This is a genomic window from Streptomyces sp. R302 (assembly GCF_012927245.1).
Classification (GTDB): domain Bacteria; phylum Actinomycetota; class Actinomycetes; order Streptomycetales; family Streptomycetaceae; genus Streptomyces.
Genome location: NZ_JABBGE010000011.1, coordinates 1 through 24,717, shown reverse-complemented (window position 1 = coordinate 24,717; position 24,717 = coordinate 1). Strand labels below are relative to the sequence as shown.

20 protein-coding genes and 1 pseudogene are annotated in these 24,717 nt (G+C 73.5%); 9 read left to right on the top strand and 12 right to left on the bottom strand.

What is annotated here, in order from left to right; all coding sequences use genetic code 11:
- Window positions 1-76 precede the first annotated feature (76 nt).
- Complete coding sequence (locus tag HHL19_RS29815) at window positions 77-1,498, bottom strand: MFS transporter (protein WP_206325408.1); 1,422 nt, start codon at window positions 1,496-1,498, stop codon at window positions 77-79.
- Window positions 1,499-1,772: 274 nt separating this feature from the next.
- Here HHL19_RS29815 and HHL19_RS29810 point away from each other — a divergent pair, with 274 nt between their 5' ends.
- The 3 genes from HHL19_RS29810 to HHL19_RS29800 all read left to right on the top strand — a co-directional run bounded on the left by HHL19_RS29810 (window position 1,773) and on the right by HHL19_RS29800 (window position 4,966).
- Complete coding sequence (locus HHL19_RS29810; protein ID WP_169093490.1) at window positions 1,773-2,951, top strand: low temperature requirement protein A; 1,179 nt, start codon at window positions 1,773-1,775, stop codon at window positions 2,949-2,951.
- A gap of 14 nt (window positions 2,952-2,965) precedes the next feature.
- A complete protein-coding gene (locus HHL19_RS29805; protein WP_169093489.1) occupies window positions 2,966-4,021 on the top strand; it encodes a P1 family peptidase in 1,056 nt (351 codons plus the stop codon).
- Between the two features lie 168 nt (window positions 4,022-4,189).
- On the top strand, window positions 4,190-4,966 hold the full coding sequence (locus tag HHL19_RS29800; protein ID WP_169093488.1) for a DUF6227 family protein: 777 nt from the start codon (window positions 4,190-4,192) through the stop codon (window positions 4,964-4,966).
- A 25-nt stretch (window positions 4,967-4,991) separates the two neighbouring features.
- Here the strand turns inward: HHL19_RS29800 and HHL19_RS29795 are convergent, their stop codons facing one another.
- A complete protein-coding gene (locus HHL19_RS29795) occupies window positions 4,992-6,053 on the bottom strand; it encodes a glycosyltransferase (protein ID WP_240981966.1) in 1,062 nt (353 codons plus the stop codon).
- A gap of 330 nt (window positions 6,054-6,383) precedes the next feature.
- Here HHL19_RS29795 and HHL19_RS38285 point away from each other — a divergent pair, with 330 nt between their 5' ends.
- Complete coding sequence (locus tag HHL19_RS38285; RefSeq protein ID WP_169093486.1) at window positions 6,384-7,307, top strand: collagen-like protein; 924 nt, start codon at window positions 6,384-6,386, stop codon at window positions 7,305-7,307.
- 73 nt (window positions 7,308-7,380) lie between these two features.
- Here the strand turns inward: HHL19_RS38285 and HHL19_RS29785 are convergent, their stop codons facing one another.
- From HHL19_RS29785 to HHL19_RS29770, 4 genes are all read right to left on the bottom strand, one after another.
- Complete coding sequence (locus HHL19_RS29785) at window positions 7,381-9,351, bottom strand: fructose-specific PTS transporter subunit EIIC (RefSeq protein ID WP_169093485.1); 1,971 nt, start codon at window positions 9,349-9,351, stop codon at window positions 7,381-7,383.
- Window positions 9,348-10,301, bottom strand: a complete 954-nt coding sequence (gene pfkB / locus HHL19_RS29780) for a 1-phosphofructokinase (RefSeq protein ID WP_169093484.1) — start codon at window positions 10,299-10,301, stop codon at window positions 9,348-9,350. The genes HHL19_RS29785 and pfkB overlap by 4 nt, the downstream gene beginning before the upstream one ends.
- Window positions 10,298-11,059, bottom strand: coding sequence for a DeoR/GlpR family DNA-binding transcription regulator (locus HHL19_RS29775; RefSeq protein ID WP_169093483.1), 762 nt, complete (start codon window positions 11,057-11,059; stop codon window positions 10,298-10,300). Before HHL19_RS29775 ends, pfkB begins: the two co-directional genes overlap by 4 nt.
- 246 nt (window positions 11,060-11,305) lie before the next feature.
- Window positions 11,306-12,859, bottom strand: coding sequence for an MFS transporter (locus HHL19_RS29770; RefSeq protein WP_169093482.1), 1,554 nt, complete (start codon window positions 12,857-12,859; stop codon window positions 11,306-11,308).
- Between the two features lie 63 nt (window positions 12,860-12,922).
- On the opposite strand from HHL19_RS29770, the gene HHL19_RS29765 reads away from it, so the two are divergent.
- Entirely contained in the window at window positions 12,923-13,891 is a 969-nt protein-coding gene (locus HHL19_RS29765) for a YafY family protein (protein ID WP_169093481.1), read from the top strand.
- Between the two features lie 193 nt (window positions 13,892-14,084).
- Here the strand turns inward: HHL19_RS29765 and HHL19_RS29760 are convergent, their stop codons facing one another.
- Window positions 14,085-15,086: a sigma-70 family RNA polymerase sigma factor gene (locus HHL19_RS29760; RefSeq protein ID WP_169093480.1), complete on the bottom strand. Its 1,002-nt coding sequence runs from the start codon at window positions 15,084-15,086 to the stop codon at window positions 14,085-14,087.
- 340 nt (window positions 15,087-15,426) lie between these two features.
- On the opposite strand from HHL19_RS29760, the gene HHL19_RS29755 reads away from it, so the two are divergent.
- Window positions 15,427-16,452, top strand: coding sequence for a questin oxidase family protein (locus HHL19_RS29755; protein ID WP_169093479.1), 1,026 nt, complete (start codon window positions 15,427-15,429; stop codon window positions 16,450-16,452).
- 22 nt (window positions 16,453-16,474) lie between these two features.
- Here HHL19_RS29755 and HHL19_RS29750 read toward each other — a convergent pair whose 3' ends face one another.
- A complete protein-coding gene (locus HHL19_RS29750) occupies window positions 16,475-17,266 on the bottom strand; it encodes a class III extradiol ring-cleavage dioxygenase (protein ID WP_169093478.1) in 792 nt (263 codons plus the stop codon).
- Between the two features lie 103 nt (window positions 17,267-17,369).
- On the opposite strand from HHL19_RS29750, the gene HHL19_RS29745 reads away from it, so the two are divergent.
- Entirely contained in the window at window positions 17,370-17,882 is a 513-nt protein-coding gene (locus tag HHL19_RS29745; RefSeq protein ID WP_206325407.1) for a MarR family transcriptional regulator, read from the top strand.
- 39 nt (window positions 17,883-17,921) lie between these two features.
- Here the strand turns inward: HHL19_RS29745 and HHL19_RS29740 are convergent, their stop codons facing one another.
- Entirely contained in the window at window positions 17,922-19,463 is a 1,542-nt protein-coding gene (locus HHL19_RS29740; protein ID WP_169093476.1) for an MFS transporter, read from the bottom strand.
- A gap of 157 nt (window positions 19,464-19,620) precedes the next feature.
- A complete protein-coding gene (locus tag HHL19_RS29735) occupies window positions 19,621-20,238 on the bottom strand; it encodes a TetR/AcrR family transcriptional regulator (protein ID WP_346768470.1) in 618 nt (205 codons plus the stop codon).
- A 309-nt stretch (window positions 20,239-20,547) separates the two neighbouring features.
- Here HHL19_RS29735 and HHL19_RS29730 point away from each other — a divergent pair, with 309 nt between their 5' ends.
- Window positions 20,548-21,819, top strand: a complete 1,272-nt coding sequence (locus tag HHL19_RS29730) for a M6 family metalloprotease domain-containing protein (RefSeq protein ID WP_169093475.1) — start codon at window positions 20,548-20,550, stop codon at window positions 21,817-21,819.
- A 12-nt stretch (window positions 21,820-21,831) separates the two neighbouring features.
- Here HHL19_RS29730 and HHL19_RS29725 read toward each other — a convergent pair whose 3' ends face one another.
- A complete protein-coding gene (locus HHL19_RS29725) occupies window positions 21,832-23,475 on the bottom strand; it encodes a class I adenylate-forming enzyme family protein (RefSeq protein WP_169093474.1) in 1,644 nt (547 codons plus the stop codon).
- Window positions 23,472-24,341 (bottom strand): helix-turn-helix transcriptional regulator, encoded by an 870-nt coding sequence (locus HHL19_RS29720; RefSeq protein ID WP_169093473.1) that lies wholly within the window; start codon window positions 24,339-24,341, stop codon window positions 23,472-23,474. The genes HHL19_RS29725 and HHL19_RS29720 overlap by 4 nt, the downstream gene beginning before the upstream one ends.
- 180 nt (window positions 24,342-24,521) lie before the next feature.
- Between HHL19_RS29720 and HHL19_RS29715 the strand changes: the two are divergent.
- Window positions 24,522-24,717, top strand: a pseudogene (locus HHL19_RS29715) (MFS transporter); the annotation flags it as partial.

The window sequence follows — 24,717 nt, the reverse complement described above, 5'->3', positions numbered from 1 at the left end:
ACCTTCCGACGGCCCAAGGTCCCGTTCCGGGCATGCGAAAGGGCCCCGCCGCGGCGGGGCCCTTCGGAGACGTGGTCTAGCTGGGCGCCTCGGCGCCCTTGCGGGCGTAGAACCACCAGGTCACGACCGTGCAGCTGGCGTAGAAGGCGACGAAGCCCCACATGGCGCTGGTGACGGCGACCGAGCCGAAGAGCGCCGGGATGAAGAAGAATCCGTAGGCGGCTGTCGCGGAGGTGAAGCCGGTGACGGCGCCCGATTCCATTTCGGCCTGCTTGAGGGCCCTGGCGTGTTCGGGGGTGCCTTCGGCGAGGCCCTTCAGGTGGGTGCCGCGGAAGATGACCGGGATCTGGCGGAAGGTGGAGCCGTTGCCGATGCCGGAGAAGAAGAACGCGGCGAGGAAGCAGAAGAAGAAACCGTAGAAGTCGCCGCCGTCACCGCCCGACGGCAGGAAGTCGATGACGCCGACGATCGAGAGGGCCATGCCGACGAAGGAGAGGATGGTGACCCGGGCTCCGCCCCACTTGTCCGCGATCCAGCCGCCGGCCCAGCGGGCGAGCGCGCCCACGGCGGGGCCCATCCAGGCGTAGGTGGCGACCGAGTAGTCCGGGAAGGTGGTCTTGATCAGCATCGGCAGGGCGGCGGCGAAGCCGATGAAGGAGCCGAAGGTGCCGACGTACAGCCAGGTCATCAGCCAGTTGTGCTTGCGCGTGAAGATGACCTTCTGCTGCTTGAACGGGGTGGAGGCGACCTTGAGGTCGTTCTGTCCGAACCACGCGACGGCGGCCAGGGCGAGGATGACGGGGACCCAGACGAAGGCGGCGTTCTGGAGGTACACGGGGGTGCCGTCGGCCTTGTGCTGGGCGGAGCCGATCGCGATCGTCGACCAGGTGATGACGATCGGGGTGAGGAGCTGGACGACGGAGACGCCGAGGTTGCCGAGTCCGCCGTTGATGCCGGTCGCGCTGCCCTTCTTCGCCTTCGGGAAGAAGAAGCCGATGTTGGCGAGGGAGGAGGCGAAGTTCGCGCCGCCGATGCCGCAGAGGGCGGCGATGACGACCATCACCGTGTACGGGGTCGCCGGGTCCTGGATCGCGATGCCGAGCCAGATCAGCGGCACGACGAGGACGGCCGTCGACAGGGCGGTGAAGCGCCGCTGGCCGATCATCGGGCCGAGGAAGGTGTAGAGGATCCGGGCGGTGCCGCCGGTCAGGCCGGGGACGGCGGTCAGCCAGAAGAGCTGCGAGGTCGAGAAGGTGAAGCCGACGTCCGCGAGGTTGGTGGCGGTGACCGACCAGACCTGCCAGACGACGAAGGCGACGAGCAGCGCCGGGACCGCGATCCACAGGTTGCGGTTCGCGACCTTCCCGCCGATCGCCTTCCAGAAGAGCTCGTTCTCCGGCTCCCAGTCGGTGATGGCCTGGCCGGGACGGTACTGCTCCGTGTCGTACGAGGCGGGTGACCCGCCCGTGGCCCTGCTGCCCTGGACTACGGAACTCATGGCGCTTCCCTGACTTCCCTGACGTTTTCAAGCCCTTTCGAGGCCCTTCGAGGCCCTTCGAGGCCTTTCGAGGCTTCTTCCTTGCCTTTCCAGGCTGCTCCTCGGGGCAGGGGGTGATCAGTGCCGATGGTCGCGAGCGGGGCGGGCCTAGGTCGGCTGCTCGGGCGGCCTTAGGTCCCGTCCCGGCGGACGGCCCGTCAGGGGTACCGCCCGGAGGCCGTACCGTTCCGCGTGGCTCGGGGAGGCGGGGTGGGGGCTCTGCTGTGCTGGGGGGATGACACAACCTTTTCTGCCGCTCACCGCGCGCTCCCGGGAGGAGGCGCACCGGACCGCGACGCCTCTGGAGCTCTTCTTCGATCTGTGTTTCGTGGTCGCCGTCGCCCAGGCGGGGGCGTCGCTGGTGCACGCGGTCGCCGAGGGGCACGCGGGCGAGGGCGTCGTGAGTTACGCGATGGTCTTCTTCGCCATCTGGTGGGCGTGGATGAACTTCTCGTGGTTCGCCTCGGCGTACGACAACGACGACGTCCTGTACCGGGTCGTGACGCTGGTGCAGATCGCGGGTGTGCTGATCCTGGCGGCGGGTGTCTCGCGCGCCTTCGAGGAGCACGAGTTCCTCGTCGTCTACCTCGGCTATCTGGTGATGCGGGTGGCGCTGGCGACGCAGTGGCTGCGGGCGGCGCGGCACGCCGCGTCGGCGGAGGAGCGGACGATGTGCCGGCGGTACGCCGGCGGGGTGCTGACCGTGCAGGTCGGCTGGCTGGCGCTGTTGTTCGTGCCGGAGGGGGCGCAGCCGTGGGTGTTCCTGGTGATGGCGCTGGCGGAGCTGGCGGTGCCGGTGTACGCGGAGAAGGACGCGCCGAGCACCTGGCATCCGCATCACATCGCGGAGCGGTACGGCCTGTTCACGATCATCGTGCTCGGCGAGTCGGTGGCGGCGGCGACGGTGGCGGTGAAGTCGGGGGTGGTGGAGAACGACGCGCTGAACGAGTTGCTGCCGATCGCGGTGGGCGGGTTGCTGATCGTCTTCGCGGCGTGGTGGGTGTACTTCGTGGTGCCGGCGCACGACCGGCTGACGGACAGCCGGCAGGGGTTCCTGTGGGGGTACGGCCACTATGTGATCTTCATGTCGGCGGCGGCGATCGGCGCGGGTCTGGAGATCGCGGTCGAGCAGGCGGTGGGGAAGGCCCACATCAGCACCCTGGCGGCGTCGGCGTCGGTGACGATCCCGTCGGCGGTGTTCCTGTTGTCGGTGTGGCTGCTGCACGCCCGGTACTTCAAGGTGGGGCCGGCGCAGCAGGCGGTGCTGCCGGGGGCGGCGCTGGCGATCCTGCTGTGCTCGTTCGCGGGCCGCTGGGCGGTGCCGGCGGCGGGGCTCGTGGCGGCGGCGGCGGTGGCGGTGGGCGTGACGCTCACCGCACACAACCCGGCCACCAGGACGGCCCGCCCGTCCTGAGGTAGGAAGGGGACATGACAGCCGCCTCGTTCTCTCCCGACGGTCTGACCGACGTGCCCGGCCTCCGCGTGGGGCACGCGCGCGTGGCGGGGGCGGGGGCGCTGTCGGGGACGACGGTGGTGCTCGCGCCGGAGGGCGGGGCGGTGGCCGCCGTGGACGTACGGGGCGGGGGGCCCGGCACCCGGGAGACGGACGCGCTGGATCCGAGGAACCTGGTGCAGCGGATCGACGCGCTCGTCCTGACCGGGGGCAGCGCGTACGGCCTGGAGGCGGCGGCCGGGGTGATGGCCTGGCTGGAGGAGCGGCGGCGCGGGGTGCGGGTGGGGCCGGATCCGGCGCACGTGGTGCCGGTGGTGCCGGCGGCGTGCGTCTTCGACCTGGGCCGGGGCGGCGACTTCGCGGCGCGTCCGGACGCGGCCACGGGGCGGGCGGCGGTGGAGGCCGCGGCGGAGTCGGGGGAGCACGCGCGCGTGGAGACGGGTGCGGTCGGGGCCGGCACGGGGGCGGTGGTCGGCGGGGTGCGCGGCGGCGTCGGCACGGCGAGCGTCCGGCTGGGGTCGGGGATCACGGTGGGCGCGCTGGTGGTGGTGAACGCGGTGGGTTCGGCGTTCGATCCGGAGACGGGGGTCCTGTACGGCAGCCTCTTCGAGGGCGGCGGGCTGCCCGTGCCACCGCCGGCGGAGGTACGGGCGGCGGCGGCCCGGCGGCTGGCGGAGGCCCGCGCGACCTCCGCCGCTCCTCCGATGAACACCACGCTGGCGGTGGTGGCCACGGACGCGGTCCTGACGCGCGCGCAGGCGCAGAAGGTGGCGGGGACGGCGCACGACGGGATCGCGCGGGCGATCCGGCCGGTGCACCTCATGAACGACGGCGACACGGTCTTCGCGCTGGCCACCGGCGCCCGCGAACTGCCCGCCGGGCCGGGGCCGCTCGCCCTGAACGAGATCCTGGCGGCCGGTGCCGACCTGGTGACCCGCGCGATCGTCCGGGCGGTCCTGGCGGCGCCGGGCGGGCGGCGGGGGCCGGGCGGCGACTTTCCCTCGTACGGGGAGCTGTACGGGAGGGGATAGACGGATGTACTCCCGGTAACCAAAAGGGAGTTGGGAAGCGCGCGATCGCGGGAACTTCCTCCGCGGGCCCCTCGTTTTCCGTAACCCCGACCCCGTTGTCGGACCCAGGGACTACGTTAAGCAAGCACCACGTGACATGCGGCGACGGCCTGGAGCCTGGAGACCCTCTTGAACGATCCGCGGGATCACCTCGATCCGTACGAGACGACCGAGACGCACGTCGAGCGGCTCCTCGGCCGGGCGCTCAACTCCTTCGACCTGCCCGACGCGACGGTGGAGCGCCTGGAGTCGGCGCTCGCCCACTCCACCGCGCTGCACTCCTCGCACCACAGCTCCACCCTGAACCGCACCACCTACCGCCACACGTATCTACTCGCCGACGGCAGCGCCCTCGTCCTGTGGGAGCTCGCGCACAACGCGGGCCGGGACGGCGCCGAGCAGCACGAGCTGTACACGGAGGAGGCCGAGGCCCGGCTCGCCGCGTCCCGGCTGCCGTCGGGCCCGCTGCCGGGGTGGACGGTGGAGCGGTCCGACGGGCGTCCGCTCGACGAGGACGACGACCTGGCGGCGCTCGGCGCGCTCCTCGCCCGTCCGATACCGGCCCAGCCCCGGATGTACGTGCCGGACAACTCCGCGGACCACGCCCGCCGCGTCCTGCGGCGCGCGGAGAACGGCGACCGGCCGGGCGAGCGGACCGCCCGCCGGCTGCGGATCGCCTTCGCCCACCACATCACCCAGGTCTTCGGCCGCAACTGCCCGGTGGAGGGCGGCCGGGACGCCGGCTTCACCCTCTACGAGCACCAGTTCCTGCTGCTCGACGGCAGCGAGCTGAGCCTGTGGGAGGTCGAGCACACGGCCACCCCGGACGGCCGGCACATGTGCGAGGTGTACGAGTCGGAGGCCGCGGCCCGCGGGGCGATGGAGGCCCGCTCCCGGGTCCGCTGACCCCCCGTCGCCCCGGGGCGCCGGCTCAGACCTGGGCCGGCACCCCGAGGGCGCGGATCGCGAACTCGCGGTTGGCGGTGGTCTGCTCGCGGTACGGCGCGGGCAGGTCGGGCAGGGCGAGGAGCCGGTCGCAGGCGTCGAGCGCGGCCGCGTGGTCGCCGACCCAGTAGGCGGTGACCGAGTACTCGAAGAGCAGCCCCCAGCGGTACACCCACGGCTGGACGAAGAGCAGGTCCTCGGCGGGCGCGGGCCGGTCGAGGACGGTGGAGAGCAGGGCGTGCGCGGTGTGGTGCCGCTCGGCCACGCGCAGCCGCGACGCCAGCTCGTACACCGCCTCCAGGCGTTCCGGCCGGGCCTCCCAGGCGCGGACCAGGGCGTCCTGCGCGGCCGGCCAGTCGCCCGCCTCGGCGGCGAGGACCCCGGCCTGGAGCAGCGCGTAGTACACCTCCTCGACCCAGCCGCCCATGGCCGCGCGCCGCTCGTAGAGCCCGATCGCCTCCCCCGTACGGCCCATGTCGCGCATGGTCTGGGCGAGGTAGAAGACGGTCCGCGGATTGCCCGGGTCGCGGACGAGTTCGGCGCCGAGGAGCCGGGCGTCCCGCTCGAACTTGTCGTGCCGCGAGCCGCCGTCGGCGTGGTCCTCGATGACGAGCGCGTCCAGGTTCCGCTGCTCGTGGTCGCGGTCCGCGGTGAGGTACTCGTGGGTGACGCCCTCGTACCGCCACGGCAGGCTCGCCCTGACCAGCCGCTTGATCCGGTACTCGACCTCCCCCTCGTGGCGCAGCATGTACGCGTCGGCCGTCAGCTCCGGCAGCGGCCCGTCCTGGCGGAGGACGTGGTCGGCGTCGAGGAGCAGCAGGTAGTCGGCGCCGCGGGCGCGGGCCCGGGCGATGTTCAGGCTGCGGTTGTGTCCGAAGTTCACCCAGGGCTCCTCCACCAGCTCCCCCGGGATCCCCGCGAGGGCCTTGCCGACCAGGTCCTGGGTGCCGTCGGTGGAGCCGGTGTCGGAGACGACCCAGGTGTCGACGAGGTCGCGTACGGAGGCGAGGCACCGCTCGATGACCGAGGACTCGTTCTTGACGATCATGCACAAGCAGAGGGACGGCCGCATGGCAACACCACTTCTCGCGGTTCGGTCGGGGGGCGACGGTAGGCACGGGCCGGTACGGGCACGGCGACGGCGCGCCGACAGGGGGTTCCGCGTTCCCCGTCGTGTACGCATCCGTTCGGCTGGCACCGCTACGCCAGTGCGCTGAGAGTGCCCCGGCAGCCGTCAAGGCGGCGCGGCGGCGGGCCGATGACCTGATGGGAAGTTCATCCCACTTCGAAACCCGGATCCGTCGCGGTCCCGCCTCGGATTCCCCCACCGGCACTCGCGCCGGCGCCGCTGGGCGCCGGCGGAGGAAGGAGCACTCTCATGCGTCCTGACACCAGGACCCGGTCCCCGCTCGGCCCGCTGGCCCGGCGTCGCGTCTGGCTCGGCGGCGGCACGCTCGCCTCGGTCGCGCTCGTCCTCACCGGCTTCGCGCCGACCGCCTCGGCCTGGGGCACCCCGCAGGCCCCGGCCCCCGAGGCGGCGGTGTCGAACCCGACGACGGGCTGCAAGCACCGGGCGCTCCCGGGCGCCGAGGCCGCCTCCTCCGAGGAGGCCCTGGCACAGCAGGACGCCACCGCCGACCCGCGCACGGCGGCCGCTCCGACCACCGGCTGCAAGGGCCCGACCGGCCCGACCGGCCCCAAGGGCCCGAAGGGGCCGAAGGGCGACAAGGGGAAGACCGGCCCCACAGGCCCCACCGGCCCCCAGGGCCCGAAGGGGCCCAAGGGCGACAAGGGCAACACGGGCGCGACGGGCCCCGCGGGCCCGAAGGGCGACACCGGCGACACCGGCCCCGCCGGCCCCAAGGGCGACACCGGCGACACCGGCCCGAAGGGCGACACCGGCCCCGCCGGCCCCTGCGTCGACATCGACACCTACAGCCCGTCCAACACCGAGGACTTCCAGGCCGCGCTCTACGGCGGCAACGCGTTCGTCGGCAAGGCGGCCACCCCCGGCGGGGAGATCGTCTGGCAGGACCTCACCAACACGACGGCGACCATGACGGACCCGGCCAACCCGAACTATCCGGCCACCGCCTGCGGCATCGCCATCGAGGCCCAGGGCAACGACGCCTTCGTGAAGGTGATCACGCCGACCGGGGCGGTCTGGCAGACCCACGGCGACATCATGGGCGGCACGTTCGTCTGGGACGAGCCGTGGGTGCAGCAGGCCACCCCGACTCCGCTCGCGATGCGCGCGATGGAGTTCAAGGGCGACCTGAGGCACGGCGGCGTCAACCGCTAGCGGAAACGGCGGAGGGGCGGCGCGCTCGCGGTGCGCGCCGCCCCTCCGGGGCCCCTCCTGTCAGGGGCCCGGGTCAGGCCGCGACGGTCACCGCCGCCCCGGCCTCGGTCCGGTCCGCCGCCCCGTCCGTACCGGCGGGGCTCTTGCGGGCGCTCTTCAGGAGGATCACAAGGCCGGCGCTGACCAGGACGCCCGCGGCGATCGCGAGCAGGTACAGGAACGGGTTGCCGATCAGCGGGATCACGAACACGCCGCCGTGCGGGGCCCGCAGGGTGCACTCGAAGGCCATCGACAGGGCGCCGGTGACGGCGCCGCCCGCCATCGCGGCCGGGATGACCCGCAGCGGGTCGGCGGCGGCGAAGGGGATCGCGCCCTCCGTGATGAAGGAGGCGCCGAGCACCCACGCGGCCTTGCCGTTCTCGCGCTCGGTCCGGGTGAAGAGCCGGCCGCGGACGGCGGTGGCGAGGGCCATCGCCAGCGGCGGGACCATGCCGGCGGCCATCACCGCGGCCATGACCTTGAGGGAGCCCTCGTTGGGGGTGGCGAGGCCGCCGACGGCGAAGGCGTACGCGACCTTGTTCAGCGGGCCGCCGAGGTCGAAGCACATCATCAGGCCGAGGATGACGCCGAGGATGACCGCGTTGGCGCCCGAGAGGCCGGAGAGCCATTCGGTGAGCGCGGACTGGAGACTCGCGATCGGCTTGCCGACCACCAGGAACATGAGGAAGCCGACGGCGATCGACGACAGCAGCGGGATCACGACCACCGGCATGATGCCCCGTAGCGCGGCGGGGACCCGCACCCTCTGGATCGCGAGGACGGTGCCGCCCGCCAGGAGACCGGCGGCGAGGCCGCCGAGGAAGCCGGCGTCGATGGTGAGGGCGATGGAGCCGCCGACGAAGCCGGGGACGAGACCGGGCCGGTCGGCCATCCCGTACGCGATGTAGCCGGCGAGGACGGGGACGAGGAAGGCGAACGCGAGCCCGCCGATCTGGAACATCAGCGCGGCCCAGCTGTCGAGCTGTCCCCAGGCGAAGTGCTCGGCGACGGACGGGGCCTTGTCGATGTCGTAGCCGCCGAGGGCAAAGCCCAGGGCGATGAGGAGACCGCCGGCGGCGACGAACGGCACCATGTAACTGACGCCGGACATCAGCCACTTGCGCAGCTTCGTGCCGTACCCCTCCGCAGGCTCCCCCGCCTTCTCGACGGGGGTGGGCGCGGCGGCCACGGTGGTCCCGCCGCGTTCCGCCCTGCCGCGGACCTCGGCGATCAGTTCGGCGGGGCGGTTGATGCCGGCCTTGACGCCGACGTCGACGGTCGGCTTCCCGGCGAACCGTTCCTTCTCCCGGACGGGCACGTCGTGGGCGAAGATCACGCCGTCGGCGGCCGCGACGGCCGCCGGGTCGAGCCGGGTGAAGCCTGCCGAGCCCTGCGTCTCCACGACGAGCTCGACGCCCGCCTCCCGCCCGGCCTTCTCCAGCGCCTCGGCGGCCATGTAGGTGTGCGCGATGCCGGTGGGGCAGGAGGTGACGGCGACGATCCGGAAGGGCGCGGCTTCCGCGACCTCCGCCTCGGGGGCCGACTCGGGTGCTGATGCCGGGAGTTCCTCGCCCGCGATCAGCGCCGCCGTCTCGGCCGGGGAGGTCGCAGCGCGCAGCGCGGCGGTGAACTCCTCGTCCATCAGCTGGCGGGCCAGCGAGGACAGGATCGTCAGATGGGCGTCGTCCGCGCCGGCCGGGGCGGCGATCAGGAAGATCAGGTCCGCGGGGCCGTCGGGGGCGCCGAAGTCGATGCCGGCGGCCGAGCGGCCGAAGGCGAGGGTGGGTTCGGTGACGTGGGCGCTGCGGCAGTGCGGGATGCCGATGCCGCCGTCGAGGCCGGTCGGCATCTGCGCCTCGCGGGCGGCGACGTCGGCGAGGAAGCCGTCGAGGTCGGTGACCCGGCCGAGGGCGGCCATGCGCTCGGCGAGCGAGCGGGCGGCCGCCTCCTTGGTGGCGGCGGACAGGTCGAGGTCGACCAGGTCCGCGGTGATCATGGTGCTCATCGCGGGCTCCCTTGCTCGCTGAGGACGGTGTCCAGGGGTACGTCGGGGGTGACGGTGACGGCGGCCGGGTCGAGGTCCGCCGGGGTGGGCATCTGGCTGCCGGGCAGCTGGACGGCGGCGGCGCCGTGGGCGACGGCCGCGGCCAGCGCCTCCGGGCCCTCGCCGCCGGCGGCGAGGAAGCCGGCGAGGGAGGCGTCGCCCGCGCCGACGTCGGAGCGGACGGCGGGGACGCGGGCCGAGCCGAACCAGGTGCCGGCGGCGGTGACGAGGAGCTGCCCGTCGGCGCCGAGGCTGGCGAGGACCGCGCCCGCACCCCGTTCCCGTACCTCCTCAGCGGCCTTCACGGCGTCGCCGACGGTGCGCAGCGGGCGGCCGACGGCCTCGGCGAGCTCGTCGGCGTTGGGCTTCACGACGTCGGGGCGGGCGGTGAGGGCGGCGAGGAGGGAGGGGCCGGAGGTGTCGAGGGCGATCCGGGCGCCGGCGCCGTGGGCGCGGGTGACGAGGCGGGCGTACCACTCGGGGGCGAGGCCGCGCGGGAGGCTGCCGCAGCAGGCGATCCAGGCGGCGGCGGGAGAGTGGGCGCCGACGGTGGCGAGGAGGGACTCGGCCTCCTCGGCGGTGAGTTCGGGGCCGGGGGCGTTGATCTTCGTGAGGGTGCCGTCGGGTTCGGCGAGGGCGATGTTGGAGCGGGTCTGGCCGGTGACGGGGACCGGGGCCACCTCGATGCCCTGCCCGGAGAGGAGCTGGGCGACGAGGGCGCCGGGGGCGCCGCCGAGCGGGACGACGGCGACGGTGCGGCGGCCGGCGGCGGCGACCGCCCGGGAGACGTTGACGCCCTTGCCCCCGGGGTCGACGCGCTCGGCGGTGGCGCGCAGCACCTCGCCGCGGTCGAGGGCGGGGACCTCGTACGTGCGGTCCAGGGAGGGGTTGGGGGTGACGGTGAGGATCATGCGCGGACGACTTCCGTTCCGGCGGCCTCGATGGCCGCGGCGGTCTCGGGGGCGAGGCCGCTGTCGGTGACGATCAGATCGACGTCGGTGAGGGCGCCGAAGCGGGCGAAGTGCTCCTGGCCGTGCTTGGCGGAGTCGGCGAGGAGGACGACCCGGCGGGCGGAGCCGAGGACGGCCCGCTTCACGGCGGCCTCGGCGAGGTCGGGGGTGGTGAGGCCGTGCGCGGCGGAGAAGCCGTTGGCGCCGACGAAGGCGACGTCGGCGCGGATCTCGCCGTACGCGCGCAGGGCCCAGGCGTCGACGGCGGCGCGGGTGCGGTGGCGGACGCGGCCGCCGACCAGGTGCAGGTCGATGCCGGGGTGGTCGGCGAGCCGGGCGGCGGCGGGCAGCGCGTGGGTGACGACGGTGAGCGCGCTGTCGAGGGGGAAGGCGGCGGCGAGGCGGGCGACCGTGGAGCCGGCGTCGAGGACGACGCTGCCCTCGCGGGGCAGTTCGGCGAGGGCGGCGGCGACGATGCGGTCCTTCTCGTCGGCGGCGACCGCCTCGCGCTCGGCGAGGTCGGGTTCGAAGTCCAGCCGGCCGGCGGGGATGGCGCCGCCGTGCACCCGGCGGACGAGCCCGGCCCGGTCGAGGGCCTTGAGGTCGCGCCGTACGGTCTCGGCGGTGACCTGGAACTCCTCGGCGAGGGAGAGGACGTCGACGCGGCCGCTCTCGCGGGCGAGCCGGAGGATCTCTTGCTGTCGCTCGGGTGCGTACATGGTGGGTATGTGTCCGTTCGGTGCCCGAACCTGTGGTTTCGGTGCCAGGCTACGCCCATCTCTCCGCGAAGTAAACGGATTCGGGCATTCAAGCGGGCATGAACGGACATCGGGGTCGATCGGCCCGCGCGGGCATGACGAAGGGCCCCGGTCTCGGAGATCCGAGGACCGGGGCCCTTCGCGCCGTGCGCGCGGTCAGGAGGTCAGGGGCTCAGGAGGTCAGGGGGCTCAGGAGGCTCAGGCGGCTCAGGAGGCGAGCGCCGGGGCCTTCTCCACCAGGCCGTCCGGCTCGGAGGAGTCCGCGCCGTCCGTGTCCCCGCCCTCCAGGTGCTGCTTGGGCTTGGCCGGCAGGGCGAACATCACCAGGAAGATGCCGGCGAGGACCACCGCGACCCAGCCGAGGGAGTTGCGGAAGGCGTCGACGAAGGCGTCCGTGACCTCCGCCGGGACCCTGGTCGGGCCCCGGTCGTCGATCACGCCGAAGAAGACCACGGAGACCAGGCCGAGACCGATCGCGTTGCCCATCTGGCCCGTCGTGTTGATCAGGCCGGACGCCGAACCCGCGTGCTCCTTCGGGACCTCCGAGAGCACCGCGTCCGTCAGCGGCGCCACGATCAGGCCCATGCCGAGGCCCATCACCACCAGCGCCGGGATCATCTGCCAGGGCGAGATCCCCGCCCCGTACCGGCCCGCGAGGAAGAAGTAGAGCAGGATGCCCGCGACCATCGTCAGCGCGCCCGCCTGGAGCACCTTGCGGCCGAAGCGCGGCACGAGGAGCTGGACCGACATGCCGGCCGCCATCGAGACCGCTATCGAGAACGGCACGCCGGTCAGACCCGCCTTGAGGGCGGTCCAGCCGAGGCCGATCTGCATGTAGAGCGTCCACACCAGGAAGAAGATGCCGAGGACGATGCCGAAGGTCAGCTGTACGGCGATGCCGGCGGCGAAGGACTTCACGCGGAACAGCGACAGCTCGACCAGCGGGGAGCCGTCCTTCCGCGTCTTGTACCGCTCGTACGCGACGAGGGCGCCGAAGACCAGCGGGCTCGCCGCCATCATCAGGTGGCCCCACAGCGGCCAGTCCAGCTCGCGGCCCCGGGTCAGCGGGTAGATCAGCAGGAGCAGCGCGGCCGTGACGAGCACGACGCCGACCAGGTCGAGGCGGAGCGCCTTCGGCGCCTTCGACTCGATGATGTACTTCCGGCCGAGGATCAGGGCGGCGATGCCGACCGGAAGGTTGATCAGGAAGATCGGGCGCCACTCCAGGCCCGCGATGTTCCACTCCGTGAGCAGCGCGCCGAGCAGCGGGCCGGAGACCGCGCCGAGACCGACGACCGCGCCGAACATGCCGAAGACCTTGCCGCGCTCGTGCGCGGGGAAGGTGACGTGGACGATCGACAGCACCTGCGGCACCATCATCGCCGCCGCGGCGCCCTGGAGGAGGCGGGAGGCGACCAGCATCTCCGGGTTGGCGGCCAGGCCGCACAGGGCGGAGGCGAGCGTGAAGCCCGCGGTGCCGAGGAGGAAGAGCCGCTTGCGGCCGTAGATGTCGCCGAGGCGGCCGCCGGTGATCAGGCCGGCGGCGAAGGCCAGCGCGTAGCCGGCGGTGATCCACTGGATCGCGCCGAAGCCGGCGCCGAGGTCGTGCTCGATGCTGGGGATCGCGATGTTCACGATCGTGGCGTCGACCAGGTCCATGAAGGCGGCCGTCATGACGATGGCCAGGGCGATCCAGCGTCTGCTGTCCCCCGTGGTGGTGCTGTCCGCCCCCGTGGCGGCGTCGGTCTCGTGTGCGCTCATGGAAGGAACCATAGAAGCCATGTAGGTCAGGTTGCGTCCTATTTCTGCCTCATGCTGGTGGGCATGACGGACACTCCGGCACGACTCCTGACCCTGCTCTCGCTCCTCCAGACGCCGCGCGAGTGGCCCGGCAGCGAGCTCGCCGAACGGCTCGCGGTCTCCGCGCGCACGATCCGGCGCGACATCGATCGGCTGCGGGAGCTGGGCTATCCCGTGGAGGCGACGAAGGGGGCGGTGGGCGGCTACCGGCTCGTCGCCGGTGCGGCCATGCCGCCGCTGCTCCTCGACGACGAGGAGGCCGTCGCCATCGCCGTCGGCCTGCGGGCCGGGGCGGGGCACGCCGTCGAAGGCGTCGAGGAGGCGTCGGTACGGGCCCTGGCGAAGCTGGAGCAGGTGCTGCCGGCGCGGCTGCGGCACCGGGTCTCCACGCTCCAGGCGGCGACGCTGCCGCTGACCCGGGGGGACGGGGCGACCGTCGCGCCGTCCACGCTGACGGCGCTCGCCGGCGCGGTCACCGGGCACGAGCGGCTGCGGTTCGGGTACCGGGCGCGGGCCGGGGAGGAGTCGAAGCGGCTGGTCGAGCCGTACCGGCTGGTGTCGACGGGCAGCCGCTGGTACCTGGTCGCGTACGACCTCGGGCGCGAGGACTGGCGTACGTTCCGGGTCGACCGGGTGTCGGATCCGCTCGCGACCGGCGCGCGGTTCGCTCCGCGGGAGCTGCCGGAGGGGGACGCGGGGGCGTATCTGGTGCGGTCGATGGCGCGGGCGTACGGGGAGGGGGAGCGGGAGGTGGAACTGGACGTCGCGTTCGCCGCGCCGCTGGAGAAGGTGGTCGCGGTCCTGCCGTCGCACCTCGTGCCGGTCGCGACCGGGCCCGACTCCTGCCGGCTCCGGGCCCGCGTCACCGACTCCGTCGACTGGCTCGCCGTCCGCCTGGCCCTCGTCGGCCTCGACTTCACCATCCACGCGCCGACGTCCCTCCGCGACCGCCTGAGCCTCCTGGCGACCCGCCTGACGAACGCGACGATCTGACGCGACCGCCGTTCCGTTGCGGGCACGGCGGGCGCGGCCCCGCGCCGGCGCCGGCCCCCGAGCCGGGCCTGCGGGTGGGCGCCGCCCAGCGGGACGCCTGCCTGCGGGGACGGCGGGCGCAGTCCCCGGGCACGGGGCCCGGGGCGGGTGCCCGTGGGGGTGGTGGGCGCGGCCGCCCGCGTCCTCGCCGGGGTTACGCGACCGCGTCGAAGCCCGTGTCCCTGGCCATTTTCTTCAGTTCCAGGAGGGCGTGCTTCTCGATCTGGCGGATGCGCTCGCGGGTGAGGCCGTGTTCCTTGCCGACCTCCGTGAGGGTCCGCTCGCGGCCGTCCTCGATGCCGTACCGCATGCGGATGATCGAGGCGGTGCGGTTGTCGAGCTTGTCGATGAGGTCGTCCAGTTCCTCGCTGCGGAGGAGGGTGAGGACCGACTGCTCGGGGGAGATCGCGGAGGTGTCCTCGAGCAGGTCGCCGAACTGGGTCTCGCCCTCGTCGTCCACCGACATGTTCAGGGAGACCGGGTCGCGCGCCCAGTCCAGGACGTCCGTGACCCGCTCCGGCGTGGAGCCGAGCTCCTCCGCGACCTCCGCGGGCTCGGGCTCGCGGCCGTGTTCGCGGTTGAACTCGCGCTGGACGCGGCGGATCCGGCCCAGCTCCTCCACCAGGTGGACGGGGAGCCGGATGGTGCGGGACTGGTCGGCGATGGACCGGGTGATGGCCTGGCGGATCCACCACGTGGCGTACGTGGAGAACTTGAAGCCCTTCGCGTAGTCGAACTTCTCGACGGCGCGCACCAGGCCCGCGTTCCCCTCCTGGATCAGGTCGAGCAGGGGCAGCCCGCTGCGCGGGTAGCGCCGGGCCACGGCCACGACGAGCCGCAGGTTGGACTTGATGAAGAGGTCCTTGGCACGCTCGCCCTCCGCGACCAGCGCTTCGAGCTCCTCGCGGGTCGCCCCGCCGGCCTCGGTCTCAGCCGCCCCGTCGAGGATCTGCCGGGCGTAGACGCCCGCCTCGATCGTCTGGGAGAGCTCGACCTCCTTGGCGGCGTCGAGCAGGGGCGTGCGCGCGATCTCGTCGAGGTACATGCCGACCAGGTCGCGGTCGGCGATCTCCCCGCCCACGGCGCGAACGCTGCTTGCCCGGCCGTCCCCGCTCTTGGCGGTGGACTGACGACGGGCGACGGCACGGGTTGCCATGCGTGCTCCCTTGCTGAGTAGGTCGCGACACCCTTGCGGGTGCCCTGCATCCGACGGAAACAACGACCGGAATCGGGACAGAATTCCCAGGAGGCTCAGGATTTTCGCGATCATGCAGTATCCTGCGCGGCCCCCACCCCGTCCGGCGGACCGCCGTCGACGGGGATCCGCAGGTCAGAGGCGTGCCCCTGAGAACTCCCGGGCTTCCGACCTCGCTGTCGGTGAGAGGGGGGTCACACTGTTTACGACGCTGCTTCCCCGGCCTCAGGTTGCCTCCGCCCTGCGGTGTAGGTCGCTCGGCCGTTACCCGCCCCGCCCTTCCCGGCCTACCGTCCCGCTCATGGACACCGACACGGACACCACCGGCATCCTCGACGAGGCGCTCGAACGGCTCCATTCCACCGGTCCCGAGCGGCACGGGTGGCTCACCAATCACGCGCCGATGGCGGTGGAGGCACTGGCCCGGCACGGGCACGCGGCGGCCGTGCACCGCTGGCTGGACGGGTACGCGGCGAAGCTGGAGGAGTCGCCGGCGCCGTACGCCCCGGTGACCGCCGCGAACTGGCGGGAGGCGCTGGGCGATCCGGTCCGGATCACGGACTGGACCCGGTTCTTCGGCCGGGAGCTGGCGGACCGGCCGTGGCGGGAGGTGCTCGCGGAGTGGTGGCCCCGGCTGCTGCCCGGCATCGCGGGCAGCGCCACGCATCCGGTGATCCGCACCGGGCACGCCGTACGGACCCTGCTGGCGCCCGGCGGGGAGACGGCGCCCCGGCGGGCGGAGCTGGCGCACGCGCTCGGCTACTGGGCCGCCCGCCACCAGCCGCTGCCGCCGCTCGCCCCGCTGGCCGCCGCCCCGGACGCGGCCGCCGCGCTCGCCGCCGTACCGCCGGTTCCGGTGCGGGAGGGCGGGATCCGGGAGCGGCTGGCGCAGCTGTCGGCCTTCCCCGTCTGGGGCGGGGCCGCGGACCCGGAGGCGGCGCGGGCGCTGCTCGGCGAGCTGGTGGCGGCGGCCGTGCACCGGTACGCGACGCACGGGCACGGGGAGCCGATCATGCTGGTGCACGCGGCGACGGCGCCCAACGCGGTGCTGCGGACGCTGCCCGCGCTGCCCCGCGACCTGTGGGTGCCGAGTCTGGCGGCGGCGTGGGCGGCCTCGGCGGCGGTGACGGCCGCGTACGCGCCGCGGGAGGCCGCCCCGTACGCCGGGACGGGGCTCGCGCCGGAGGAGGTGTTCGCGCGGGCGGCGGCGCACGGCGACGACCACACGATCAAGTTCACCGACACCGCCCTCGACGTGGGCGGGCCGCTCGCGCTGGCCGCCGCCGTCCGGTCGGTGGAGCTGAACCCGCCGGCGTACGGAGAGTGATCGGCTGGTGCTCGGCCCGCGCTCAGCCGAACTGGACGGAGCGCTTCGCGAGGCCCATCCAGAAGCCGTCGATCACCGAGCGCTCGGCGTCGAGGTCGCCGGCCGCGTCCGCCGCGCCCATGGTGACGAAGAGCGGGGCGAAGTGTTCGGTGCGGGGGTGGGCGAGGCGGCCGGCCGGGGACTTGTGCTCGAAGTCGAGCAGGGCGTCCACGTCCCGGGCGGCGAGGGCCTCGTGGCCCCAGGCGTCGAACTCGGCGGACCAGCCGGGCACCCCGCCGCCGGTGTGGCGGAGAGCGGCGAGGTTGTGGGTGAAGAAGCCGCTGCCGACGATCAGGACGCCCTCGTCGCGCAGCGGGGCCAGCTTGCGGCCGATGTCCATGAGCCGGCGCGGGTCGAGGGTGGGCATGGAGATCTGCAGGACCGGGATGTCGGCGTCGGGGTACATCTCGACGAGGGGGACGTACGCGCCGTGGTCGAGGCCCCGGTCGGGGATGTCCTGCACGGGGGTGCCGGGCGAGCGGAGCAGCGCGCGGACCTGCGCGGCGAGCGCGGGTGCGCCGGGGGCGTCGTACCGGACGCGGTAGTAGTGCTCGGGGAAGCCCCAGAAGTCGTGGACGAGGGGGACCGTCCCGGTGGCGCCGAGGGCGAGCGGGGCCTCCTCCCAGTGGGCGGAGACCATGAGGATCGCCTTGGGGCGGGGCAGCCCGGCGGACCAGGCGGCGAGTTCGCCGGGCCAGACCGGGTCGTCGGCGAGCGGCGGGGCGCCGTGGGACAGGTAGAGCGCGGGCATCCGCACGTCGGGGGCAGTGTCCATGGCGGGCCTCCGTTTCACGGCCGGTTCGACAGACGCTTGAAGTTTCAAGCTCTCTGGGCAGCGTAAACCCTACATAGTTCAACTTTCAAGGACGGGTCGTACGATGGGTGACATGGGAGACAGGACCGACACGGGACCCCGCTGGCTCAGCGAGGGCGAACAGCGCGTCTGGCGCTCGTACCTCCACGCCACCACGCTCCTGGAGGATCACCTCGACCGCCAGTTGCAGCGCGACGCGGGCATGCCGCACGTCTACTACGGCCTGCTCGTCCAGCTCGCCCAGGCCCCGCGCCGCCGGCTCCGGATGACCGAGCTCGCCAGGAGCGCCAAGATCACCCGCTCCCGGCTCTCGCACGCGATCGCCCGCCTGGAGAAGAACGGCTGGGTCCGGCGCGAGGAGTGCCCGTCCGACAAGCGCGGCCAGTTCGCGCTCCTCACCGACGAGGGCGTGGAGGTGCTGCGGCGCACCGCCCCCGGGCACGTGGAGGCGGTGCGGCAGGCGATGTTCGACCGGCTCAGCCCGGAGCAGGTCGAACAGCTCGGGACGATCATGCGGGTGATGGCCGAGGGCCTCGAACCGGTGGGCCCGGACGCGGACCTGCCCTGGCTCCGCTGAGCGGAACCAGGGCAGGGGACCTCCGGGGGATCGCGGGGGTCAGTGGGCGATGACCGGGACCTTCACCTCGTCGTCCGCGCCCGCGCCGGAGCCGGCGACCACGCCCGTGTCCGGCTTCCCGGTGGTGATCAGGACGGCCGCGAGGGCCGCGGAGACCGCCAGGATGCCGACCGCCCACCAGATCGCGGCGGTGTAGCCCTCGACCATGCTCTGGAGCTGGAGCAGCTGCTGGGCGGCCGGGGTGGTGGCGCCGGCCGCGTGGTCGGTGAGGTACGCGGTCGTCGCCGAGGCGGCGATCGTGTTCAGCAGGGCCGTACCGATGGCGCCGCCGACCTGCTGCGAGGTGTTGACCATCGCGGAGGCCACACCGGCGTCCTTCGGGTCCACGCCGTGCGTGGCGAGCGACATGGCCGGCATGAAGGCGGTGCCCATGCCGAGGCCGAGCAGCAGCTGCGCCGGCAGGATCAGACCGGCGTACGAGGTGCCGACCTCCAGCTGCGTCAGGAGCAGCATGCCGACGGCGGCGGTCAGGAAGCCGGGGGCCATGAGCATCCGCGGCGGGACCCGGGTCATCAGGCGCGCGCCGATCTGGGTCGAGCCGATGATCATGCCCGCGATCATGGGCAGGAACGCGAAGCCCGTCATGACCGGCGAGTAGCCCTTCACGACCTGCAGGTAGTAGGTCAGGAAGAGGAAGAGGCCGAACATCGCGATGATGGCGAGGCCGAGCGAGAGGTAGACGCCGCCACGGTTGCGCTCGGTGAGGACGCGCAGCGGCAGCAGCGGGCTCCTGACCTTCGCCTCGACGAGCACGAAGGCGCCGAGGAGCACCACCGCGCCGACGAACATGCCGATCGTGCCGGCGTCGCTCCAGCCCTCGGACTCGGCGCGGGTGAAGCCGTAGACGAGCGCGACCAGACCCAGGGTGGAGAGGATCACGCCGGGGATGTCGAGCGCGGAGCGGTTGCGGCCGCCGGCCGGCTCGCGGATCACCAGGTACGCGCCGACGGCGGCGACGATCGCGAACGGGATGTTGACGAAGAAGGTCCAGCGCCAGTTCAGGTACTGGGTGAGGAAGCCGCCGAGGATCAGGCCGACGGCGCCGCCGCCACCGGCGATCGCGCCGTAGATGCCGAAGGCCTTGGCGCGCTCCTTGGCGTCGGTGAAGGTGACCGCGAGCAGCGAGAGCGCGGCGGGCGCGAGCAGCGCGCCGAAGGCGCCCTGGAGGGCGCGGGCCCCGAGCATCATGGCCTCGCCGGTGGCGGCGCCGCCGAGGGCGGACGCGGCGGCGAAGCCGATCAGTCCGACGACGAAGGTGCGCTTGCGGCCCCAGAGGTCGGCGATGCGGCCGCCGAAGAGCAGCAGGCCGCCGAAGGCGAGGGCGTAGGCCGTGATGACCCACTGGCGGTTGCCGTCCGATATGCCGAGGTCCTCCTGGGCGGAGGGGAGGGCGATGTTCACGATGGTCGCGTCGAGCACGACCATCAGCTGGGCGAGGGCGATGAAGACGAGTGCCTTCCAGCGGCCGGGGTCGGGCTGGGAAGCGACCGTCGACCGGGGAGCGCCGGCGGTTTCGGGCATGGGGGTAGCCACCTCTTGGTGCGTAGGTGAAGAAAAAGGACGTTCTGGAGAAGTTCGGGGAGCCGTCAGGGCTCTTCGGAGGAGCCTCTGAAGAGGAGCCTCCGAAGACTCGAAAGAGGAGTCTTCGAGGACTCGAAAGCTCGGCGGAGGCCTGGCGTCACGCGTCTCGTCGCAGGTCTCCCAGGGTCGCCGGCGCGCCCTCCAGGGTGGAGCGGGCGGGCGCCTCCAGGCCGTCGAGGAAGAGCTGGAGGTGGCGGTGGACGAAGGGGGCGAAGTCCTCGCAGCCGCTGCCCGGCAGGGGGCGGGTCAGCTGGGAGACGCCGATCATCAGGTCGCTGACGGCGATGTCGGTACGGAGCCGGCCGGCCGCCTGGGCCCGCCGGACGAGGCCCTCGACGGCCTCCTCCAGGCGCTCGCGCTCGACGACCAGGTCGGGATGGTCCTTGTCGAAGGTGCCGTCGAGCATGGGGCAGAGCGCGCCGACCCGCTCGTCGGCCGCTTCGTGCGCGAAGCGGGCGACGGCGGCGAAGGTGTCGCTCTCCTCGGCGGCCGCCCGCTCGGCCCGCTCGGTGAGCCGGCCGAGGATCGAGAGGACGACCTCGTGGACGAGCTCGGGGCGCTCGGGGAAGTTCCGGTAGAGCGTGGCGTTGCCGACGCCGGCGCGGCGGGCGATCTCGTCGTAGGGCACGGCGCAGCCGAACTCCACGAACATCTCGCGGGCCGCGGACACCAGCCGCTCGCGGTTGCGCAGCGCGTCGGCGCGGGGCCGGGGCACCCGGCGCGCGGGGGTCTCCCCGGTCGCGTCCTGCGCCTCGGGGGCTTCTGCGTCGGTGCGGATCACGCCACGACCTCCTCGGCCTTTCGAGCCATCCGGGGAAACAGTCCCCACTTCGTCGGACTCTCTCCTAAACGGGGAAGGAATCCCCGGTTATTTCACGCCCTCCTGTGACCTGAGTCACAACAGCGTTCCGTGGGCGGATACCCACGATCGGTCCACCCGGCGCGCGCCCCCGCCCCGCTCCGCACAGGCTGATCGCACGGCACACCACGCCGCTGACCTGGCCCCCGACCGGAAGGCGACCGCATGCAGCACACCCGCCGGCGGATACGCAGACCGGTCGCCCTCGCGGCGACCTCGGCCCTGCTGCTCACCGTGCTCGTCTCGGCGAGCACCACGCTCCCCGGGCCCGCCCCGGCCTCGGCCGGCCCGGTGGCCGCCGCGCCGGACACCACCCGGCTCGGGCCGTGCCGCATCGCCACCACCCTCGGTGTGCAGATGTCGGAAGGGCTGCCGACCGCCCCCGGGTACGCCCGCTCCACCGGCCGGCTCCGCGCGCTGACGCTCATGGTCGACTTCCCCGACGCCCGCGGCGAGGGCACGGCGATGGCCCGCTTCCGCGAGTTCTTCCCGCAGACCTCCGACTGGTTCCGCGTCAGCTCCTACGGCCGGCTCCGGTACGAGGCCGAGACCCCGATAGCCGACTGGCTGCGGATGCCGCGGCCGTTCTCCTCGTACGGGATCGAGCGCGGCGCCCCCTACGAGCCGGGCTACCGCTCCTTCGTCGAGGACATCGTGAAGGCCGCCGACCCGAAGGTCGACTTCAGCGCCTACGACCTGGTCAACGTCCTGGTCACGCCGAACGCCGGCCCCTCCGCCCTCGACACGGTCCTCTCCGTGACCTTCTCCGGGAACGACGACGCCCCCTACGCCGACGGCGTCCCGCTCGCCAACACGTCCTTCGTCTACAGCCGCCAGGACGACGGCTCCGGCAGCTACCCCGAGACCGGCTACCGCGTCCTGCCCCACGAGAACGGGCACGTCTTCGGCCTGCCCGACCTCTACACCGCCGACGGCGGCGGCACGGTCGGCCACTGGGACATCATGTCCGAGGACTGGGGCGCCAACAACGACCTCCTCGGCTGGCACAAGTGGAAGCTCGGCTGGCTCGACAACGACCAGATCCGCTGCGCCTCCGCCACCGGCACCAGCGAGCACCTGCTGACCCCGCTGGCCCTCGCCGGCGGCCCCAAGCTGGTCTTCGTCCCGCTCTCCGACACCACCGGATACGCCGTCGAGGTCCGCACCCGCGAGGGCAACGACGAGGCCGTCTGCGAACCCGGCGTCCTCGTCTACCGCGTCGAGGCCGACGTCGACACCGGCCACGGCCCCGTCACCGTCGCCGACAGCGACCGCGCCAGCGGCGGCTGCACCCGCCGCCCCAACGTCCACGCCGAACTCTCCGACGCCCCCTTCGGCCCCGGCGAGACCTTCACCGACCGCACCAACGGCATCCGGATAGGCGTCCTCGACGAGGACGCGGCGGGCAACTACCGCGTCCGCGTCAGCCGGGGGTGACCCGGTCGCCCTTCACACCCTCCCGGGCGGCGCGAGCAGTGCCCGCAGCTCGCCCTTGAGTACCTTCCCGCCGCCGTTCCGCGGCAGCGGCTCGTCCCGTACGAGGACGTGCGCGGGCACCTTGAAGGCGGCGAGCCGCTCCGCCACGTGCGCCCGCAGCTCCCCGGCGCCCGCCGCCGCCCCCGGCCGGAGCCGCACGACCGCCCCGACCTCCTCGCCGAGCAGCGGGTGCGGCACCCCGACGACGGCCGCGTCGACCACGTCCGGATGCCCCTGGAGCACCCCCTCGACCTCGACGCAGTACACGTTCTCGCCGCCCCTGACCACCATGTCGGTGAGCCGGTCGACGATCGACACCCGCCCGTCCGCGTCCCTCCGCGCCAGGTCGCCGGTACGGAACCAGCCGCCGGGCGCGAACGCGGCCCGGGTCGCCTCCTCGTTCCGCCAGTACCCCCGGAACAGCGACTGCCCCCGCACCCACAGCTCGCCGACGCCGTCGGCGCCCGGCGCCTCGACCCGCACCTCCGTCGTCGGCGACGGCCACCCCACGCTCCCCGGACGCTCCCGGTACTCGGCACCCGTGTGCGCGAAGATCCCGCCGCAGGTCTCGGTGAGCCCGTACCCGTTCCGCGGCTGGATCCGCTCCCCGTACGCCTCCGCAAGGCTGGCCGCGATCCCCGGCGGCGCCGCCGCCCCGCCGGTGCTCAACTGCACCAGCGACTCCAGCGGGTCACCCGTCTCGCGGGCCAGCGCGAGCAGCTGCAGCGCGGTCGTCGGAACCCCCGCGTAGTGGGTGACCCGGTGCTCCCGGATCAGCTCCAGGGCCCGCCCGGCGTCCCACTTCCGCATCATCACCAGCGTCCCGCCGCCCGCCATCACGCCGTACAGCGCAGTGAACGCGGCCACGTGGAAGAACGGATACGTCGTCAGCGACACGACCGGCGCCCCGCCGCCCGGCCGCTCCCCCCGCGCCACGGCCGCCGCCGCCGCGAAGTAGCGCGGGTGGACGGCGGCACCGGCCTGCGCGAGGTGCGTGGCGACGGCACCCTTCGGCCGGCCCGTCGTCCCCGAGGTGTAGAAGATCGTCGCGTCGTCCTCGCCGGACACCTCGACGTCGGGCGGCCCGAGCAGCGGGTCGTCATCGGCCTCGTACGCGACGAAACCGGGCACGGCACCGGAACCCGGCCGCGCCTCGCCCCGGAACACGATCCCCGGCACCCCGGCCGCCGCCGCCCACGCCCGTACGCGCTCCGCCCGCTCGCCGTCCACGAGCAACAGCCGGGGTCCGCAGTCGTCCAGCGCGTGCGCGAACTCCCCCTCCCGCCACCAGGAGTTCAGCGGCACGGCGACAAGACCCGCCAACTGCACGGCCCAGAACGCCACCTGCCACTCCGGCACGTTCCGCATCGCGACCACGACCCGGTCCCCGCGCCGCAGCCCGTACTCCCCCACGAGCCGCCGCGCCAGGCCGCAGGCCTCGTCGAAGAACTCCCGGTAGGTGACCGCGCCGTCCTCCGAGACCAGGAACACCCGGTCCCCGAAGGCCCAGACCGCCTCCACGAACTCCCGCAGCGTCCTCGGCCCCCGCGCGTACACCCCGTCCTCCGCCTCGAACGGCCCCCCGGGCGCGCTCAGCCGCCCGACCTCCGCCCTCACCGGCCCTCACCGAGCGCCTCGGGACGCAGGGTCGTGGACAGCAGCCGCAGCGCCGCCTCCGCGGGCGAGTCCTCCGGGGCGGTGTACACGAGCATGCGGTGCCCCGTGCCGTCGCTGAGCCGCAGGTTCTCGAAGTCCAGGGTCAGCGCCCCCACCACCGGGTGCCGCAGGGCCCGCGAACCCGTCGTGCAGTCCCGCACCGGATGCTCGGCCCACAGGTCCGCGAAGTCCTCGCTCTGCATCATCAGCGAGCCGATCAGCTCCGCCAGCGCCCGGTCCTCCGGGCAGCGCCCGGCCACCAGCCGCAGCGCGGCCAGCGCGATCCGGGCCTCGTCCCGCCAGTTCACGTACAGGTCACGGGTGTGCGGGTCGAGGAACAGCATCCGGGTGAGGTTCGGCCGGTTCTCCGGGTCCTCCGGGCTCGCCGGGTCGAGATGACCGGCGAGCAGCGCGTGCCCGAGCGCGTTCCACGCCAGCACCTCGTTGCGCCGGTCCAGGACCACCGCCGGCACGTCCGGCATCCCCCGCAGCAGCCTGCGGGTCGTCTCCCGCACCCGCTCCGGCGCCGACGACGCCACCCGGTGCGTACGCGGCGGACGGGCCAGGTTCCGCAGATGCGTGTGCTCGTCCGGAGTCAGCCGCAGGGCCCGCCCCAGCGCGTCGAGGACGCTGTCCGAGGCATTGGTGCTCTGCCCCTGCTCCAGGTGCGTGTAGTACGTGATGCTGACCCCGGCGATCAGCGCCAGCTCCTCCCGGCGCAGCCCCGGCACCCGGCGGCGGCCGTGCGCCGGCAGACCGACGTCCTCGGGCCTCAGCTGCGCACGGCGGTTGCGGAGGAATTCGCCCAGAGCGGTGGGGGTGTCCATGCCCCCCAGTGTGCCGGGACCGCGCACCGGGCGGGGAGCCGAAGGTGGCCTTGTGAGTGCTAGCTTCCGCGGCGCTGGCGAAACCACAGGGCTGGGTAAGCCGCTCCGACCGCAGCAGAGTCGTTTCCGGAAGGCCCGCCGGGGCCGTTCACCCCCCTCTCCGGAAAGGCTGGTTTGGTCATGTCGGTTGTCGAGAGTGCGCGTCCGGGTTCGGGTGCGAGCGCGTCGGCGAGTGGTGGTGCCGGTGGCCCGGTACCGGAGAGGCTGGACGGCCGGCTCAAGCTCGTCCTGGTCGTCCTGCTCGTCGCGCAGTTCATGCTCGCGGTGGACTTCTCCATCCTCAACGTCGCCCTGCCCGTCATCGGCGAAGGCCTCG